The 18,211-nt window shown below is 52.1% G+C and carries 14 protein-coding genes and 1 tRNA gene; 10 read left to right on the forward strand and 5 right to left on the reverse strand.

Annotated features, from left to right (window positions below; all coding sequences use genetic code 11):
- Positions 1–20: 20 nt before the first annotated feature.
- On the reverse strand, positions 21–1,034 hold the full coding sequence (gene tsaD / locus A7Z29_RS07520; RefSeq protein ID WP_001264365.1) for a tRNA (adenosine(37)-N6)-threonylcarbamoyltransferase complex transferase subunit TsaD: 1,014 nt from the start codon (positions 1,032–1,034) through the stop codon (positions 21–23).
- Positions 1,035–1,271: 237 nt separating this feature from the next.
- Here tsaD and rpsU point away from each other — a divergent pair, with 237 nt between their 5' ends.
- The 3 genes from rpsU (at position 1,272) to rpoD (ending at position 5,379) form a co-directional block, all read left to right on the forward strand.
- A complete protein-coding gene (rpsU, locus tag A7Z29_RS07530; protein WP_001144069.1) occupies positions 1,272–1,487 on the forward strand; it encodes a 30S ribosomal protein S21 in 216 nt (71 codons plus the stop codon).
- 110 nt (positions 1,488–1,597) lie between these two features.
- Positions 1,598–3,343: a DNA primase gene (gene dnaG / locus A7Z29_RS07535; RefSeq protein ID WP_032226322.1), complete on the forward strand. Its 1,746-nt coding sequence runs from the start codon at positions 1,598–1,600 to the stop codon at positions 3,341–3,343.
- Positions 3,344–3,537: 194 nt separating this feature from the next.
- Entirely contained in the window at positions 3,538–5,379 is a 1,842-nt protein-coding gene (rpoD, locus tag A7Z29_RS07545) for an RNA polymerase sigma factor RpoD (RefSeq protein ID WP_000437367.1), read from the forward strand.
- A 77-nt stretch (positions 5,380–5,456) separates the two neighbouring features.
- Here the strand turns inward: rpoD and mug are convergent, their stop codons facing one another.
- Positions 5,457–5,963, reverse strand: coding sequence for a G/U mismatch-specific DNA glycosylase (mug, locus tag A7Z29_RS07550; RefSeq protein ID WP_000227303.1), 507 nt, complete (start codon positions 5,961–5,963; stop codon positions 5,457–5,459).
- A gap of 125 nt (positions 5,964–6,088) precedes the next feature.
- On the opposite strand from mug, the gene A7Z29_RS07555 reads away from it, so the two are divergent.
- Positions 6,089–6,164: transfer RNA gene (locus A7Z29_RS07555), tRNA-Ile, on the forward strand.
- Between the two features lie 38 nt (positions 6,165–6,202).
- On the opposite strand, the gene nfeF is transcribed toward A7Z29_RS07555, so the two are convergent.
- On the reverse strand, positions 6,203–6,976 hold the full coding sequence (nfeF, locus tag A7Z29_RS07560; protein ID WP_105290050.1) for an NADPH-dependent ferric chelate reductase NfeF: 774 nt from the start codon (positions 6,974–6,976) through the stop codon (positions 6,203–6,205).
- A gap of 276 nt (positions 6,977–7,252) precedes the next feature.
- Between nfeF and nfeR the strand changes: the two genes are divergently transcribed.
- The gene (gene nfeR / locus A7Z29_RS07565) at positions 7,253–7,876 is read left to right on the forward strand and encodes a DNA-binding transcriptional regulator NfeR (protein ID WP_000018005.1); all 624 of its coding nucleotides are present in this window, start codon (positions 7,253–7,255) and stop codon (positions 7,874–7,876) included.
- A 116-nt stretch (positions 7,877–7,992) separates the two neighbouring features.
- On the opposite strand, the gene aer is transcribed toward nfeR, so the two are convergent.
- The gene (gene aer / locus A7Z29_RS07570; protein ID WP_000094747.1) at positions 7,993–9,513 is read right to left on the reverse strand and encodes an aerotaxis sensor receptor Aer; all 1,521 of its coding nucleotides are present in this window, start codon (positions 9,511–9,513) and stop codon (positions 7,993–7,995) included.
- 418 nt (positions 9,514–9,931) lie between these two features.
- Here aer and ygjG point away from each other — a divergent pair, with 418 nt between their 5' ends.
- Positions 9,932–11,311, forward strand: coding sequence for a putrescine aminotransferase (ygjG, locus tag A7Z29_RS07580; RefSeq protein ID WP_001309772.1), 1,380 nt, complete (start codon positions 9,932–9,934; stop codon positions 11,309–11,311).
- 42 nt (positions 11,312–11,353) lie between these two features.
- On the opposite strand, the gene A7Z29_RS07585 is transcribed toward ygjG, so the two are convergent.
- Complete coding sequence (locus A7Z29_RS07585; protein WP_000450588.1) at positions 11,354–11,686, reverse strand: tRNA-binding protein; 333 nt, start codon at positions 11,684–11,686, stop codon at positions 11,354–11,356.
- A 217-nt stretch (positions 11,687–11,903) separates the two neighbouring features.
- Here A7Z29_RS07585 and ebgR point away from each other — a divergent pair, with 217 nt between their 5' ends.
- From ebgR to A7Z29_RS07610, 4 genes are all read left to right on the forward strand, one after another.
- Entirely contained in the window at positions 11,904–12,887 is a 984-nt protein-coding gene (gene ebgR, locus A7Z29_RS07595; protein ID WP_105290051.1) for a transcriptional regulator EbgR, read from the forward strand.
- Positions 12,888–13,070: 183 nt separating this feature from the next.
- Positions 13,071–16,163 (forward strand): beta-galactosidase subunit alpha, encoded by a 3,093-nt coding sequence (gene ebgA, locus A7Z29_RS07600; protein WP_105290052.1) that lies wholly within the window; start codon positions 13,071–13,073, stop codon positions 16,161–16,163.
- A complete protein-coding gene (locus tag A7Z29_RS07605; RefSeq protein WP_001219943.1) occupies positions 16,160–16,609 on the forward strand; it encodes a beta-galactosidase subunit beta in 450 nt (149 codons plus the stop codon). The genes ebgA and A7Z29_RS07605 overlap by 4 nt, the downstream gene beginning before the upstream one ends.
- A 62-nt stretch (positions 16,610–16,671) precedes the next feature.
- Positions 16,672–18,105 carry an amino acid permease gene (locus tag A7Z29_RS07610; protein WP_105290053.1) on the forward strand — a complete coding sequence of 478 codons (1,434 nt, stop codon included), beginning with the start codon at positions 16,672–16,674 and terminating at the stop codon, positions 18,103–18,105.
- Positions 18,106–18,211: the final 106 nt, after the last annotated feature.

Raw genomic sequence — 18,211 nt, forward strand, 5'->3', positions numbered from 1 at the left:
CTCTCCGGCACCCGAGAGTTTTACGCAGCGGGTAACTCCGCCAGCGGCCAGCGCGGACGCACGCTAACGCCGAGATCCGCCGTCGCGCCTGCTTTAAACCGCACCATTCCGGCATAGGCGATCATCGCGCCGTTATCAGTACAAAATTCCGGACGCGCGTAGAACACTTCGCCGCGACGCTTTTTCATCATTTCCGCCAGTTTCGCCCGCAGCGTGCGGTTAGCACTCACGCCGCCTGCCATTACCAGTCGCTTAAAGCCCGTCTGATCCAGCGCACGCTTACACTTAATCATCAGCGTATCGACCACCGCATCTTCAAAAGCGCGGGCGATATCAGCACGCGTCTGGTCGTCGGTGCCGTTATCACGAATCGTGTTCGCGGCGAAGGTTTTCAGACCAGAAAAGCTGAAATCCAGCCCCGGACGGTCGGTCATCGGACGCGGGAAGACAAAGCGCCCGGCAGTACCCTGAGCCGCCATTTTCGACAGCAGCGGCCCGCCTGGATAATCCAGCCCCAGCAGCTTCGCGGTTTTATCAAACGCTTCACCAGCGGCATCATCAATGGACTCGCCGAGCAGCTCATACTGACCAATGCCGGTAACGCTGATTAACTGCGTATGACCGCCGGAAACCAGCAATGCGACAAACGGAAATTCCGGCGGGTTATCTTCCAGCATCGGTGCTAACAGATGCCCTTCCATATGGTGCACCGGAATCGCCGGAACGTTCCAGGCAAACGCCAGAGAACGTCCCACGGTCGCACCAACCAGCAGCGCGCCGACTAATCCTGGGCCTGCGGTATAGGCCACGGCATCAATATCTTTTGCCGTCAAACCAGACTCTTTCAGCGCCGCCTGGATCAACGGTACGGTTTTACGCACGTGATCGCGGGAGGCCAGTTCAGGCACCACGCCGCCATAGTCAGCGTGTAATTTCACCTGACTATACAATTGGTTGGCTAACAAACCTTTTTCATCGTCGTAAATGGCGATGCCGGTTTCATCGCAGGAAGTTTCAATACCCAGTACACGCATGACTTGTTTTACCTCGCTTTATTACCGCGCAGTGTAGGACCAATGCGGGTTGATGTAAAACTTTGTTCGCCCCTGGAGAAAGCCTCGTGTATACTCCTCACCCTTATAAAAGTCCCTTTCAAAAGAGGTCGCGGTGCTTTACAAAGCAGCAGCAATTGCAGTAAAATTCCGCACCATTTTGAAATAAGCTGGCGTTGATGCCAGCGGCAAACCGAATTAATCAAAGGTGAGAGGCACATGCCGGTAATTAAAGTACGTGAAAACGAGCCGTTCGACGTAGCTCTGCGTCGCTTCAAGCGTTCCTGCGAAAAAGCAGGTGTTCTGGCGGAAGTTCGTCGTCGTGAGTTCTATGAAAAACCGACTACCGAACGTAAGCGCGCTAAAGCTTCTGCAGTGAAACGTCACGCGAAGAAACTGGCTCGCGAAAACGCACGCCGTACTCGTCTGTACTAATTCCCTGAGAGCGTTGCTCTCCGATCAGACCGAGTTGTAGTTGTAAGGCCGTGCTTCCGAAAGGAATGCGCGGCTTATTTTCGTTTATGAATTGCTAAAAATCGGGGCCTATGGCTGGACGAATCCCACGCGTATTCATTAATGATCTGCTGGCACGCACTGACATCGTCGATCTGATCGACGCCCGTGTGAAGCTGAAAAAGCAGGGCAAGAATTTTCACGCGTGTTGTCCATTCCACAACGAGAAAACCCCGTCATTCACCGTCAACGGTGAGAAACAGTTTTACCACTGCTTTGGATGTGGCGCGCACGGCAACGCGATCGACTTTCTGATGAACTACGACAAGCTTGAGTTCGTCGAAACGGTCGAAGAGTTGGCAGCAATGCACAATCTTGAAGTGCCATTTGAAGCAGGCAGCGGCCCCAGCCAGATAGAGCGCCATCAACGGCAAACGCTTTATCAGTTGATGGACGGTCTGAATACGTTTTACCAACAATCTTTACAACAACCTGTTGCCACATCTGCGCGCCAGTATCTGGAAAAACGCGGATTAAGCCACGAGGTCATCGCCCGCTTTGCGATTGGTTTTGCGCCCCCCGGCTGGGACAACGTCCTGAAACGGTTTGGCGGCAATCCAGAAAATCGCCAGTCATTGATTGATGCGGGCATGTTGGTCACCAACGATCAGGGTCGCAGTTACGATCGTTTCCGCGAGCGGGTGATGTTCCCTATTCGCGATAAGCGCAGTCGGGTGATTGGTTTTGGCGGGCGCGTGCTCGGCAACGATACCCCAAAATACCTGAACTCGCCGGAAACTGATATTTTTCATAAAGGCCGCCAGCTTTACGGTCTTTATGAAGCGCAGCAGGATAACGCTGAACCCCAGCGTCTGTTGGTGGTCGAAGGCTATATGGACGTGGTGGCTCTGGCGCAATACGGTATTAATTACGCCGTTGCATCGCTGGGTACGTCAACCACTGCCGATCACATTCAGTTATTGTTCCGCGCGACCAACAATGTCATTTGCTGTTATGACGGCGACCGTGCAGGTCGCGATGCCGCCTGGCGGGCGCTGGAAACTGCGCTGCCTTATATGACAGACGGCCGTCAGTTACGCTTTATGTTTTTACCCGATGGCGAAGACCCAGACACACTGGTGCGCAAAGAGGGTAAAGAGGCGTTTGAAGCGCGAATGGAGCAGGCAATGCCGCTCTCCGCGTTTCTGTTTAACAGCCTGATGCCGCAGGTTGACCTGAGTACCCCTGACGGGCGCGCACGTTTAAGTACGCTGGCGCTGCCACTGATTTCTCAGGTGCCAGGAGAAACGCTGCGCATCTATCTTCGTCAGGAATTAGGCAACAAGTTAGGCATACTTGATGACAGCCAGCTTGAACGATTAATGCCGAAAGCAGCAGAGAACGGCGTTTCTCGTCCTGTTCCGCAGCTAAAACGCACGACCATGCGTATACTTATAGGGTTGCTGGTGCAAAATCCAGAATTAGCGACGTTAGTCCCGCCGCTTGAGAATCTGGATCAAAATAAGCTTCCTGGACTTGGCTTATTCAGAGAACTGGTCAACACTTGTCTCTCTCAGCCAGGTCTGACCACCGGGCAACTTTTAGAGCACTATCGTGGTACAAATAATGCTGCCACCCTTGAAAAACTGTCGATGTGGGACGATATAGCAGATAAGAATATTGCTGAGCAAACCTTCACCGACTCACTCAACCATATGTTTGATTCGTTGCTTGAACTGCGCCAGGAAGAGTTAATCGCTCGTGAGCGCACCCATGGTTTAAGTAATGAAGAACGCCTGGAACTCTGGACATTAAACCAGGAACTGGCGAAAAAGTGATTTAACGGCTTAAGTGCCGAATAGCGATCGGGAAGCCCCCGACAGCCGCACTGAGAGGCAGCGGCAATGATATAAGTACGCCCTCGTAATTATCGTTGGCGGTAAATAACCGTTGGATTTCAGTATTAACGTCTGAATGATATCCGGTCAATCGCCCAACACCAACCTCATGAAATAAGTGTGGATACCGTCTTATGGAGCAAAACCCGCAGTCACAGCTGAAACTTCTTGTCACCCGTGGTAAGGAGCAAGGCTATCTGACCTATGCCGAGGTCAATGACCATCTGCCGGAAGATATCGTCGATTCCGATCAGATCGAAGACATCATCCAAATGATCAATGACATGGGCATTCAGGTGATGGAAGAAGCGCCGGATGCCGATGACCTGATGCTGGCTGAAAACACAGCAGACGAAGATGCTGCCGAAGCCGCCGCGCAGGTGCTTTCCAGCGTGGAATCTGAAATCGGGCGCACGACTGACCCGGTACGCATGTACATGCGTGAAATGGGCACCGTTGAACTGTTGACCCGCGAAGGCGAAATTGACATCGCTAAACGCATCGAAGACGGGATCAACCAGGTTCAATGCTCCGTTGCTGAATATCCGGAAGCGATCACCTATCTGCTGGAACAGTACGATCGTGTTGAAGCAGAAGAAGCGCGTCTGTCCGATCTGATCACTGGCTTTGTTGACCCGAACGCAGAAGAAGATCTGGCACCAACCGCCACTCACGTCGGTTCTGAACTTTCCCAGGAAGATCTGGACGATGACGAAGATGAAGACGAAGAAGATGCCGACGACGACAGTGCCGACGATGACAACAGCATCGACCCGGAGCTGGCTCGCGAAAAATTTGCTGAACTGCGCGCTCAGTACGTTGTAACGCGTGACACCATTAAAGCGAAAGGCCGCAGCCACGCTGCCGCTCAGGAAGAGATCCTGAAACTGTCTGAAGTATTCAAACAGTTCCGCCTGGTGCCGAAGCAGTTTGACTACCTGGTCAATAGTATGCGCGTCATGATGGATCGCGTTCGTACACAAGAACGTCTGATCATGAAGCTCTGCGTTGAGCAGTGCAAAATGCCGAAGAAAAACTTCATCACCCTGTTTACCGGCAACGAAACCAGCGATACCTGGTTCAACGCGGCAATTGCGATGAACAAGCCGTGGTCGGAAAAACTGCACGATGTCTCTGAAGAAGTGCATCGCGCCCTGCAGAAACTGCAGCAGATTGAAGAAGAAACCGGCCTGACCATTGAGCAGGTTAAAGACATTAACCGTCGCATGTCCATCGGTGAAGCGAAAGCCCGCCGTGCGAAGAAAGAGATGGTTGAAGCGAACTTACGTCTGGTTATTTCTATCGCTAAGAAATACACCAACCGTGGCTTGCAGTTCCTCGATCTGATTCAGGAAGGCAACATCGGTCTGATGAAAGCGGTTGATAAATTCGAATACCGTCGTGGTTACAAGTTCTCCACCTACGCAACCTGGTGGATCCGTCAGGCGATCACCCGCTCTATCGCAGATCAGGCGCGCACCATCCGTATTCCGGTGCATATGATTGAGACTATCAACAAGCTCAACCGTATTTCTCGCCAGATGCTGCAAGAAATGGGTCGTGAACCGACGCCGGAAGAACTGGCTGAACGTATGCTGATGCCGGAAGACAAAATCCGCAAAGTGCTGAAGATCGCCAAAGAGCCAATCTCCATGGAAACGCCGATCGGTGATGATGAAGATTCGCATCTGGGGGATTTCATCGAGGATACCACCCTCGAGCTGCCGCTGGATTCTGCGACCACCGAAAGCCTGCGTGCGGCAACGCACGACGTGCTGGCTGGACTGACCGCGCGTGAAGCGAAAGTTCTGCGTATGCGTTTCGGTATCGACATGAACACCGACCACACGCTGGAAGAAGTGGGTAAACAGTTCGACGTTACCCGTGAACGTATCCGTCAGATCGAAGCGAAGGCGCTGCGTAAACTGCGTCACCCAAGCCGTTCTGAAGTACTGCGTAGCTTCCTGGACGATTAATCGGTAAGCCGGATAGGCGTTTACGCCGCATCCGGCACTTATCCCTCTGCACAAACGCCACCTTTTCGGTGGCGTTTTTATCGCCCACGCACGACCAGCGCCTGATCCAGTTCCCGATACGCCTCAACCAGTTTCTCCAGTGAAACGCGACTTAAACCGCTGGGATTCGGCAACACCCAAATCTGCGTCGAACCAATGGTGAGCGTTTGTTTCCCCCATTGTGCACCGCGCTGGCTGAATCCCTGTTCATATGCTTGTTTGCCCAGAATCGCCAACGCTTGCGGCTGATAATCTTCAATTTTTTCAATCAGCTTACGCCCGCCTGCGTGCAGCTCCTGCTTTGAAACTTCATTGGCTTGCACCGTTGGACGATCTACCAGTTTGGTAACACCGCAACGATAATCCAGCAGATGCTGCGCTTCCTGTGGCTTCAACTGACGGTCGGTAAATCCGGCCTGATAAATCACCTTCCAGAAGCGATTTGCCGGATGGGCAAACGGAAAGCCAGACTCTGCGGAAGAAAGGCCCGGATTGATGCCACAAAACACCACACGCAATCCTGGCGCAAGAATATCGTCAACCATATTAACTCCTGAACAACACAACCCGCAGGAAGTATAACGAATTGAAAACACGTTGTTTATAAAAACAGCAGCCGCACGCTAATGGCTGGATCGCGGCACGGAGTTACTTTATAATCCGCTACCATGGCCCCTTAGCTCAGTGGTTAGAGCAGGCGACTCATAATCGCTTGGTCGCTGGTTCAAGTCCAGCAGGGGCCACCAGATACCGCAAAGGCTGACGAGAAATCGTCAGCCTTTTTTCATATATCAATCTTTGCGTGCCAGTAAGCCGCTGCGCGTACCCGCTGTGGGTCATATTGTTCCGCTTCAAAGCGGCGGCTTAAATTCTTAACCACTTTGCCTTCGCCGGTTATCCAGATGAAATAATCATCGGCAGGAATTTCCAGCTGTGCCAGACGCGCGTCCACCGCCTGCTCATCATGCGCCAGCCACTCGATGTTAAAACCGTCAAGGTGCGCGAGATAATCCTGACAGGCGTTATCCCGCACGCTGACCAGCGCGGTAACTTGCGGTTTAACGGCAAGTTTGCTTAACGTTTCCAGGCGTCGGCGCAGTGCGGGCATTCCGGATTCATCACATACATACACCTGATACGCGTAATCTTCCGGCACCACCAGCGAACCACGCGGTCCGGCTACTGTGAGTTTATCGCCCGGTTGCGCCTGCATCGCCCAGCCGCTGGCGACACCGCCGTCGTGAATAAAAAAATCGATCGCCAGTTCATGGCGCTGCTCATCATACAGTGGCGTATAGTCGCGCGACGGCGGGCGTGGCCCTTCCGGCCAGACGATACCCTCTTCTGTTACCGTTGGCGGTACAAAGTGAGCGTCAGGTTGAGGAAAGAAGAGTTTGCTGTGATCGTCAAAGCCGCGCGACGTAAAACCGTCCAACGCCTCGCCGCCGAGGACAATGCGCTGAAAACCGGCGCTGATGCGCTCAACGCGTAACACGGTCAGTTCACGGAAGCGCAGATCATTGCGAACGCGCTGTGGGTAGCGGGGAGAGTTATTCATTGTTATCGCCTTCGTGATGGTAATCAGATATATCTAAATAAAATTCGCAAATGATAATGATTGTTAATCATGATAAATGCAAGCAATTTGTAGAACTGATATATCTGAAGTATGTGAAGTCATTCAGCACCGTAGCAAGGCTGCCGGATGCGGCGTGAACGCCTTATCCGGCCTACATGTTGAGTACATCTGAGTTTAAAAATCATTTTTGTACTTGCAGCAATGCTCATATCAGATATAAATTAGATATATCTAATTAAGCAAAAGGAGGCTGATATGAGTCATCATCACGAAGGGTGTTGTAAACATGAAGGCCAGCCACGCCATGAAGGCTGCTGCAAAGGTGAGAAGTCAGAACACGAGCACTGCGGGCACGGTCACCAGCATGAACACGGTCAATGCTGCGGTGGTCGCCACGGTCGCGGCGGCGGTCGTCGGCAGCGTTTCTTTGGTCACGGTGAATTGCGCCTGGTGATTCTGGATATTCTCTCGCGCGATGACAGCCACGGTTATGAGTTGATTAAAGCGATTGAGAATCTGACCCAGGGGAATTACACCCCAAGCCCGGGCGTCATCTACCCGACGCTGGATTTTCTCCAGGAGCAGTCGCTAATTACCATCCGCGAAGAGGAAGGCGGCAAAAAACAGATTGCGCTGACCGAACAGGGCGCGCAGTGGCTGGAAGAAAACCGCGAACAAGTGGAGATGATTGAGGAACGCATCAAAGCGCGTTGCGTTGGTGCGGCGCTGCGCCAGAACCCGCAAATGAAGCGGGCGCTGGATAATTTTAAAGCGGTGCTGGACTTACGCGTCAACCAGAGCGATATCACCGACGCGCAGATAAAAAAGATCATTGCGGTGATCGACCGCGCCGCTTTTGATATTACGCAACTGGATTAATCACCGATTGCCGGATACAGCGTAAATACCTTATCCGCCTACCCCCCGTAGGCCTGATAAGATGCGCCAGCATCGCATCAGGCATTGTGCTCCAACTGCCGGATGCGGCATACCGATTAATGCAGCACCGTCACCGCGTCTTCCAGTCGGCTGGCGCGGTGTTTTACCATCGCCGACACCTGCGCGCTCTCCTCCACTAGCTCGGCGTTTTTCTGGGTGATCAGGTTAAGCTCATCTACCGCACGGGTCAGGCTGGAAAGCCCATCAGCCTGTTCCAGCGTTGAATGGCTAATCTGAGCAATTAACTGGGTGACGTTTTTTACCTGCACCACAATATCGTCCATCGTCCGCCCGGCGGCGTGTACCTGTTGCGAACCGGATTGCACCTTATCTGCACTGGCATCAATTAGCTTGCGAATATCGTTGGCAGCATTGGCGCTACGGCTGGCTAAATGACGTACCTCCCCAGCCACCACCGCGAAACCTTTGCCTTGTTCTCCGGCGCGCGCCGCTTCCACCGCCGCATTCAGGGCGAGGATATTGGTCTGAAACGCAATATCGTTAATCAGCGAAGTTATGGTGCCAATGCGCTGGGTACTGTCGGCGATATCGTCCATCGTTTTGATCACCGTGGTCATCGCTTCCCCGCCCTGCACTGCTGCATTACTGGCAGTGATAGAAAGTTTATCGGCAGCCGACGCCGTAGCAGAGTTCTGTTTCACCGACGCCGCCATCTGGTTCATGGTCGCCACCGTTTGCTGAACGTTATCAACTGTCTGCTGGGTATGTTCGTTCAGTTCATCAGTGCCTTTCGCCAGCGTCTCGCTGCCGTTTCTGACACTGGACACCTGGCTTGAGACATCATTAATTAGCCAACGGCACATCAGGCCAAGTTGCCCTACCGCGCGTAATGTCAGCCCCAGCTCATCGCTGCGATTCAAATGCTCAACACTATTACGTTCTCCGGTCGCCACCTTCAGTGCCTGACGGGCAACATTTTCTATCGGGCGTACAATCTGCCATTCAAAACAGGCACTTGCCAACAACATCACTAGCGCACAGAGGAAATACGTCACCACCGGGGCAGCAACAAACCAGAGCATTGCCGCCAGCACGATAAACATCAGCGCCATCACTCCACGCGCCCGCCAGCGAAGCGGCAATGAAGGCTGTTTTCCCAGCCAGCCTTTACGCACCACCAGACCTTTATGAATACGCTTATTTGTACGTCCGGCATTCAGCGCCTTGTACAGCGGCTCTACCGCTGCGATCTCGTCATCCGTCGCCCGTGTACGAATCGACATATAACCACTGATTTTGCCCTCACGCACCATCGGCACCACATTCGCCCGCACCCAATAATGATCGCCATTTTTGTGCCGATTTTTCACAATACCACTCCAGGGTTCCCCCTGCTTCAGGGTGTACCACATATCAGCAAAGGCCGCTTTCGGCATATCCGGATGGCGCACCATGTTATGCGGCTGTCCCTGTAACTCTTGCAAGGTATAGCCGCTAACCTGCACAAAAGTGTCATTAGCATGTGTGATATAGCTTTGTAGATTGGTAGTAGACATCAGAGTGGTATCGTCAGCCAGCGGGATATTTTGCTGGGTGACATACGAATGAGAAGACATAATCGCGTCCTGTGCAGGTTATATTGTTGTTAACTTCTTGTCAGAAGTTATGTCGGCTCCGGTGCGGTTATCTTTAGTGGTTTAATTTGATTTAGATCGCAATTTTCGATTAAAGCACAAAACCTAATTCCTTGATTTAAAATACTTTCACTTGGGTACTATCCCGGCACGTTTATTATATTGCCCAATAATCAGGCAATTATTGCCCTGACATAGTGCATTTCCTCCTGGATAGCAGGAGGTGCGCCCGATAAAAATCGTGCAAAATAACGGCAGGTGTTAACAAATAGCATTAAATATTGCATGAATGATAACCGCATTTATGTTTATCCCGATTTTCGCGATCGCAGCCGGAGTGGCGCAATCCCTGCAATACTTAAATCGGTATCATGTGATACGCGAGCCTCCGGAGCATATTTTGAACAGGTTACCTTCGAGCGCATCGGCTTTAGCGTGCAGCGCCCACGCCCTGAATCTCATTGAAAAGCGAACGCTGGATCATGAGGAGATGAAAGCACTTAACCGCGAGGTGATTGAATACTTCAAAGAGCATGTCAATCCGGGGTTTTTAGAGTATCGCAAATCTGTTACCGCCGGCGGGGATTACGGAGCCGTAGAGTGGCAAGCGGGAGGTTTAAATACGCTTGTCGACACCCAAGGACAGGAGTTTATCGACTGCCTGGGAGGTTTTGGCATTTTCAACGTGGGGCACCGTAATCCAGTTGTGGTTTCCGCCGTACAGAATCAACTTGCGAAACAGCCGCTGCACAGCCAGGAGTTGCTAGACCCATTACGGGCGATGCTGGCGAAAACCCTTGCCGCGCTAACGCCCGGTAAACTGAAATACAGCTTCTTCTGTAATAGCGGCACTGAGTCCGTTGAAGCGGCGCTGAAGCTGGCGAAGGCTTATCAGTCACCGCGCGGCAAGTTTACTTTTATTGCCACCAGCGGCGCGTTCCACGGTAAATCGCTTGGCGCGCTGTCAGCCACGGCAAAATCGACCTTCCGCAAACCGTTTATGCCGCTGCTACCGGGCTTCCGTCATGTACCATTTGGCAATATCGAAGCCATGCGCACGGCCCTTAGCGAGTGCAAAAAAACCGGTGATGATGTGGCTGCGGTGATCCTTGAGCCGATTCAGGGCGAAGGTGGCGTCATTCTGCCGCCGCCGGGCTACCTCACCGCCGTGCGTAAGCTGTGCGATGAGTTCGGCGCACTGATGATCCTCGATGAAGTACAAACGGGCATGGGGCGCACGGGCAAGATGTTCGCCTGTGAGCATGAGAACGTTCAGCCGGATATTCTGTGTCTGGCAAAAGCCCTCGGCGGCGGCGTGATGCCGATTGGCGCAACCATCGCCACTGAAGAGGTGTTCTCAGTCCTGTTCGACAACCCGTTCCTGCATACCACCACCTTTGGCGGCAACCCGCTGGCCTGTGCGGCGGCGCTGGCGACCATCAATGTGTTGCTGGAGCAGAACTTACCGGCTCAGGCTGAACAAAAAGGCGATATGTTGCTGGACGGTTTCCGCCAACTGGCGCGGGAATATCCCGATCTGGTACAGGAAGCGCGTGGTAAAGGGATGTTGATGGCGATTGAGTTTGTTGATAACGAAATCGGCTACAACTTTGCCAGCGAGATGTTCCGCCAGCGCGTGCTGGTTGCCGGCACGCTCAACAACGCCAAAACGATCCGCATTGAACCGCCACTGACGCTGACCATTGAACAGTGTGAACTGGTGATTAAAGCGGCGCGTAAGGCGCTGGCAGCTATGCGAGTAAGTGTCGAAGAAGCGTAATACCGATGGCGGATGGCGATGCAACGTCGCCATCCGATCTCTTTATACGATTCGCACGCCCGCAGGCATCATCCGTTCCGGCGTTAACAGTACGCTTTCACTGCCGTCATCGGTTTCCGCACACAACAGCATGCATTCCGACGTTTCACCGCGCATTTTCGCTTTTTGCAGATTGCACAACACCACCACCGTTTTCCCCATCAGCTCTTCTTCGCTGTAGTACGGCACCAGGCTGGTCACGGTTTGCAGCGTTTTTTCCCCCACATCAACCTGTACAATGTACAGCTTGTCGGCGTTTTCATGGCGTTTCACTTCCACAATTTTCCCGACGCGCATTTCCAGTCGCGCAAAATCAGCGTAAGCAACGGTTTCCATTGTTTCCCCCCTCAAGTAAAATTTTACTAAACTATAGCAAAAGTTTTTCTCAATCCTGTAGGCTAAAAATGGAGAATGCAGGCGTGATCACATTCGTAAGCCGCTGTGTTACCGTTACAGCGTCAAAGAAACGCGCTTTATTTACTGAAAACAGGTGACCCGATAAGCACTTCCTCTACAATGGAGACGCACATCAGGGAAAGTAAAAAAGGTAAACATGGCAACACTAAAAGACATCGCAATCGAAGCTGGCGTATCCCTGGCGACAGTATCCAGGGTCTTAAATGACGATCCGACGTTGAATGTGAAAGAAGAGACGAAACATCGCATTCTCGAGATCGCCGAAAAGCTGGAGTACAAGACCAGTAGCGCCCGTAAACTACAGACAGGCGCAGTCAACCAACACCATATTCTGGCTATCTACAGCTACCAACAGGAGCTGGAGATCAACGATCCTTATTATCTGGCGATCCGCCACGGCATTGAAACCCAGTGCGAAAAGCTGGCGATCGAACTGACCAACTGTTATGAGCACAACGGCTTGCCGGACATTAAAAACGTCACCGGTATTTTGATTGTCGGTAAACCCACGCCTGCCCTGCGCGCCGCCGCCAGCGCATTGACCGACAATATCTGTTTTATCGACTTTCACGAACCCGGCAGCGGTTACGATGCGGTGGATATCGATCTGGCACGCATCAGTAAAGAAATCATCGACTTCTACATCGATCAGGGCGTTAATCGTATTGGTTTTATTGGCGGCGAAGATGAGCCTGGCAAGGCGGATATTCGTGAAGTCGCCTTTGTGGAATATGGTCGCCTGAAACAAGTGGTACGCGAAGAGGACATCTGGCGCGGCGGTTTTTCCAGTTCGTCGGGCTATGAACTGGCAAAGCAAATGCTGGCGCGGAAAGACTATCCGAAGGCGTTGTTTGTCGCTTCTGATTCCATTGCTATCGGCGTACTGCGGGCAATTCATGAACGCGGCCTGAACATCCCGCAGGATATTTCGCTTATCAGCGTGAACGACATCCCCACCGCGCGATTTACCTTTCCGCCGCTCTCAACCGTGCGCATCCATTCCGAAATGATGGGAAGCCAGGGCGTTAACCTGTTGTATGAAAAGGCTCGCGATGGTCGCGCTCTGCCACTGTTAGTGTTCGTTCCCAGCAAATTAAAACTGCGCGGCACCACCCGCTAAATCCCCTTACACACTGTCCGGCAATCGTTTTTGCCGGGCAGTGCTGCCGTTTATTTTCGTGATCCAGTTAAAGTAAATGCATTTACCTGCTACTTTTTAGTAAAAATTTTACTAAACTCCCCAGCAATTACACAAACTACCATCACCATGAATGGTTCCGATTTCTCTCTACCGGGAGGCCCTATGAATCGCTGGGAAAACATTCAGCTCACCCACGAAAACCGACTTGCGCCGCGTGCGTACTTTTTTTCATATGATTCTGTTGAGCAGGCGCGTACCTTTGCCCGCGAAACCAGCAGCCTGTTTCTGCCCTTAAGCGGTCAGTGGAATTTCCATTTTTTTGACCATCCGCTACAAGTGCCAGAAGCCTTCACTTCCGAGTTAATGGCTGACTGGGGGCATATTACCGTCCCCGCCATGTGGCAAATGGAAGGTCACGGCAAACTGCAATATACCGACGAAGGTTTTCCGTTCCCTATCGATGTGCCGTTTGTCCCCAGCGATAACCCAACCGGTGCCTATCAACGTATTTTCACCCTCAGCGACGGCTGGCAGGGTAAACAGACGCTGATTAAATTTGACGGCGTCGAAACCTATTTTGAAGTCTACGTTAACGGTCAGTATGTGGGGTTCAGCAAGGGCAGTCGCCTGACCGCAGAGTTTGACATCAGCGCGATGGTTAAAACCGGCGACAACCTGTTGTGTGTGCGCGTGATGCAGTGGGCGGACTCCACCTACGTAGAGGACCAGGATATGTGGTGGTCGGCGGGGATCTTTCGCGATGTTTATCTGATCGGAAAACAACTAACACATATTAACGATTTCACCGTTCGTACCGACTTTGACGAAGCCTATTGCGATGCCACGCTCTCCTGCGAAGTGGTGCTGGAAAACCTCGCCGCCTCCCCTGTCGTAACGACGCTGGAATATACCCTGTTCGACGGCGAACGCGTGGTGCACAGCAGCGCCATTCCTCATCTGGCAATTGAAAAACTGACCAGCGCCAGCTTTGCTTTTACTGTCGAACAGCCGCAGCAATGGTCGGCAGAATCTCCTTATCTTTACCATCTGGTCATGACGCTGAAAGACGCCGACGGCAACATTCTGGAAGTGGTGCCGCAACGCGTCGGCTTCCGTGATATCAAAGTGCGCGACGGTCTGTTCTGGATCAATAACCGTTATGTGATGCTGCACGGCGTCAACCGTCACGATAACGATCATCGCAAAGGCCGCGCCGTTGGGATGGATCGCGTAGAGAAAGATCTCCAGTTGATGAAGCAGCACAACATCAACTCCGTGCGTACCGCTCACTACCCGAACGATCCGCGTTTTTACGAACTGTGTGATATCTATGGCCTGTTTGTGATGGCGGAAACCGACGTCGAATCGCACGGCTTTGCTAACGTCGGCGATATCAGCCGTATTACCGACGATCCGCAGTGGGAAAAGGTCTACGTCGAGCGCATCGTTCGCCATATTCACGCGCAGAAAAACCATCCGTCGATCATCATCTGGTCGCTGGGCAACGAGTCCGGCTATGGCTGTAATATCCGCGCGATGTACCACGCGGCGAAGGCGCTCGATGACACGCGTCTGGTGCACTACGAAGAAGATCGCGATGCTGAAGTGGTCGATATTATTTCCACCATGTACACCCGCGTGCCGCTGATGAATGAGTTTGGTGAATATCCGCATCCGAAGCCGCGTATCATCTGCGAATACGCTCATGCGATGGGGAACGGACCGGGCGGGCTAACGGAATACCAGAACGTCTTCTATAAGCACGATTGCATTCAGGGACATTATGTCTGGGAATGGTGCGACCACGGGATCCAGGCGCAGGATGACAACGGCAATGTCTGGTATAAATTCGGCGGCGACTACGGCGACTATCCCAACAACTATAACTTCTGTCTTGATGGTTTGATCTACTCCGATCAGACGCCGGGACCAGGCCTGAAAGAGTACAAACAGGTTATTGCGCCGGTAAAAATCCACGCGCTGGATCTGACTCGCGGCGAGCTAAGAGTCGAAAATAAACTGTGGTTTACCACGCTTGATGACTACACCCTGCACGCAGAGGTGCGCGCCGAAGGTGAAACGCTCGCAACGCAGCAAATTAAGCTGCGCGACGTTGCACCAAACAGCGAAGCGCCATTGCGCATTACGCTGCCACAACTGGACACCCGCGAAGCGTTCCTCAACATTACGGTGACCAAAGATTCCCGCACACGCTACAGCGACGCCGGGCACCCTATCGCTACTTATCAGTTCCCGCTGAAGGAAAACACCGCGCAGCCAGTGCCTTTCGCACCAAATAATGCTCGTCCGCTGACGCTGGAAGACGATCGTTTGAGCTGCACCGTTCGCGGCTACAACTTCGCAATCACCTTCTCAAAAATGAGTGGCAAACCGACGTCATGGCAGGTGAATGGCGAATCAATGCTGACTCGCGAGCCAAAGATCAACTTCTTCAAGCCAATGATCGACAACCACAAGCAGGAGTACGAAGGGCTGTGGCAGCCGAATCATTTGCAGATCATGCAGGAACATCTGCGCGACTTTGCCGTTGAGCAAAGTGATGGCGAAGTGTTGATCATCAGCCGCACGGTTATTGCCCCGCCGGTGTTTGACTTCGGGATGCGCTGCACCTACATCTGGCGTATCGCTGCCGATGGACAGGTTAACGTGGCGCTTTCCGGCGAGCGTTACGGTGACTATCCGCACATCATTCCGTGCATCGGTTTCACCATGGGGATTAACGGCGAATACGACCAGGTGGCGTATTACGGTCGTGGACCGGGCGAAAACTACGCCGACAGCCAGCAGGCTAACATCATCGATATCTGGCGCAGTAACGTCGATGCCATGTTCGAGAACTATCCCTTCCCGCAGAACAACGGCAACCGTCAGCATGTCCGCTGGGCGGCACTGACTAACCGCCACGGCAACGGTCTGCTGGTGGTTCCGCAGCGCCCAATTAACTTCAGCGCCTGGCACTACACCCAGGAAAACATCCACGCAGCCCAACACTGCAACGAACTTCAGCGCAGTGATGATATCACCCTGAATCTTGACCACCAGCTGCTCGGCCTCGGCTCCAACTCCTGGGGCAGCGAGGTGCTGGACTCCTGGCGTGTCTGGTTCCGTGACTTCAGCTACGGCTTTACGTTGCTGCCGGTTTCTGGCGGAGAAGCTACCGCGCAAAGCCTGGCGTCGTATGAGTTCGGCGCAGGGTTCTTTTCCACGAATTTGCACAGCGAGAATAAGCAATGAGGATCATCGATAACTTAGAACAGTTCCGCCAGATTTACGCCTCTGGCAAGAAGTGGCAACGCTGCGTTGAAGCGATTGAAAATATCGACAACATTCAGCCTGGCGTCGCCCACTCCATCGGTGACTCATTGACCTACCGTGTGGAAAATGACTCCGCGACCGATGCGTTATTTACCGGGCATCGTCGTTATTTTGAAGTGCATTACTACCTGCAAGGGCAGCAAAAGATTGAATATGCGCCGAAAGAAACATTACAGGTAGTGGAATATTATCGTGATGAAACTGACCGCGAATATTTAAAAGGCTGCGGAGAAACCGTCGAGGTTCACGAAGGGCAAATCGTTATTTGCGATATCCATGAAGCGTATCGGTTTATCTGCAATAACGCGGTCAAAAAAGTCGTTCTCAAAGTCACCATCGAAGATGGTTATTTCCATAACAAATAACAACTACGGCGGCAAAAGGAGTTTGCCGCCACCGCTACCCTACTCATTTTCGGAGATGTGTTATGTCTGATACCAAACGTAATACAATCGGCAAATTCGGCTTGCTCTCGCTGACTTTTGCCGCCGTTTACAGCTTTAACAACGTTATCAATAATAATATTGAGCTTGGACTGGCCTCGGCGCCGATGTTTTTCCTCGCAACGATTTTTTATTTTATCCCCTTCTGTCTGATTATCGCAGAATTTGTCTCGTTAAATAAAAACTCGGAAGCCGGTGTCTACGCGTGGGTAAAAAGCTCGCTGGGCGGACGTTGGGCATTTATTACTGCCTATACCTACTGGTTCGTAAACCTGTTCTTTTTCACCTCGCTGTTGCCGCGCGTTATTGCTTATGCTTCATATGCCTTCCTCGGCTACGAATATATTATGACGCCAGTTGCCACCACCATTATCAGTATGGTGCTGTTCGCCTTCTCCACCTGGGTTTCTACCAACGGGGCGAAAATGCTGGGGCCAATTACCTCCGTCACTTCAACGCTGATGCTGCTGTTAACGCTCTCCTACATTTTACTGGCAGGTACGGCGCTGGTTGGCGGCGTACAGCCTGCCGATCCGATCACTGTTGACGCGATGATCCCGAACTTCAACTGGGCGTTCCTCGGCGTTACCACCTGGATCTTTATGGCCGCAGGCGGCGCGGAGTCCGTCGCGGTGTACGTTAACGACGTCAAAGGCGGTTCGAAATCGTTCGTTAAAGTGATCATCCTCGCCGGGATTTTCATTGGCGTACTGTATTCCGTCTCCTCGGTGCTGATTAACGTCTTCGTCAGCAGCAAAGAGTTGAAATTTACCGGCGGATCGGTACAGGTATTCCACGGCATGGCGGCGTATTTTGGTCTACCTGAAGCGTTGATGAATCGCTTTGTCGGTCTGGTATCCTTTACTGCGATGTTCGGTTCCCTGCTGATGTGGACCGCAACGCCGGTGAAAATTTTCTTCTCCGAAATCCCGGAAGGCATCTTTGGTAAGAAAACCGTTGAACTGAACGAAAACGGCGTTCCGGCGCGTGCAGCGTGGCTCCAGTTCCTGATCGTCATCCCGCTGATGATTATCCCGATGCTCGGTTCCAATACTGTGCAGGATCTGATGAATACTATTATTAATATGACTGCCGCAGCGTCCATGCTCCCGCCGTTATTCATCATGCTGGCTTACCTGAATTTACGCGCCAAATTAGATCACCTGCCACGTGATTTCCGTATGGGTTCCCGCCGCACCGGTATTATCGTTGTTTCAATGCTGATTGCGATATTTGCCGTAGGGTTTGTCGCTTCGACATTCCCGACTGGCGCGAATATTCTGACCATCATTTTTTATAACGTCGGCGGTATTGTTATCTTCCTCGGCTTTGCGTGGTGGAAATACAGTAAATATATAAAGGGATTAACGGCTGAAGAACGTCATATTGAAGCGACGCCAGCCAATAATGTTGATTAAGCAGACTAATAAAAAATGAGCAGGCATTTTCCCTCTTCCTGGATGGGGTGAGGGAAAATAGTTTCTGCCTTAATATTTTTATAATTACAACGATAAAAGGCTGTAT

The organism is Escherichia sp. MOD1-EC6842 (assembly GCF_002965705.1).
GTDB classification, from domain to species: domain Bacteria; phylum Pseudomonadota; class Gammaproteobacteria; order Enterobacterales; family Enterobacteriaceae; genus Escherichia; species Escherichia ruysiae.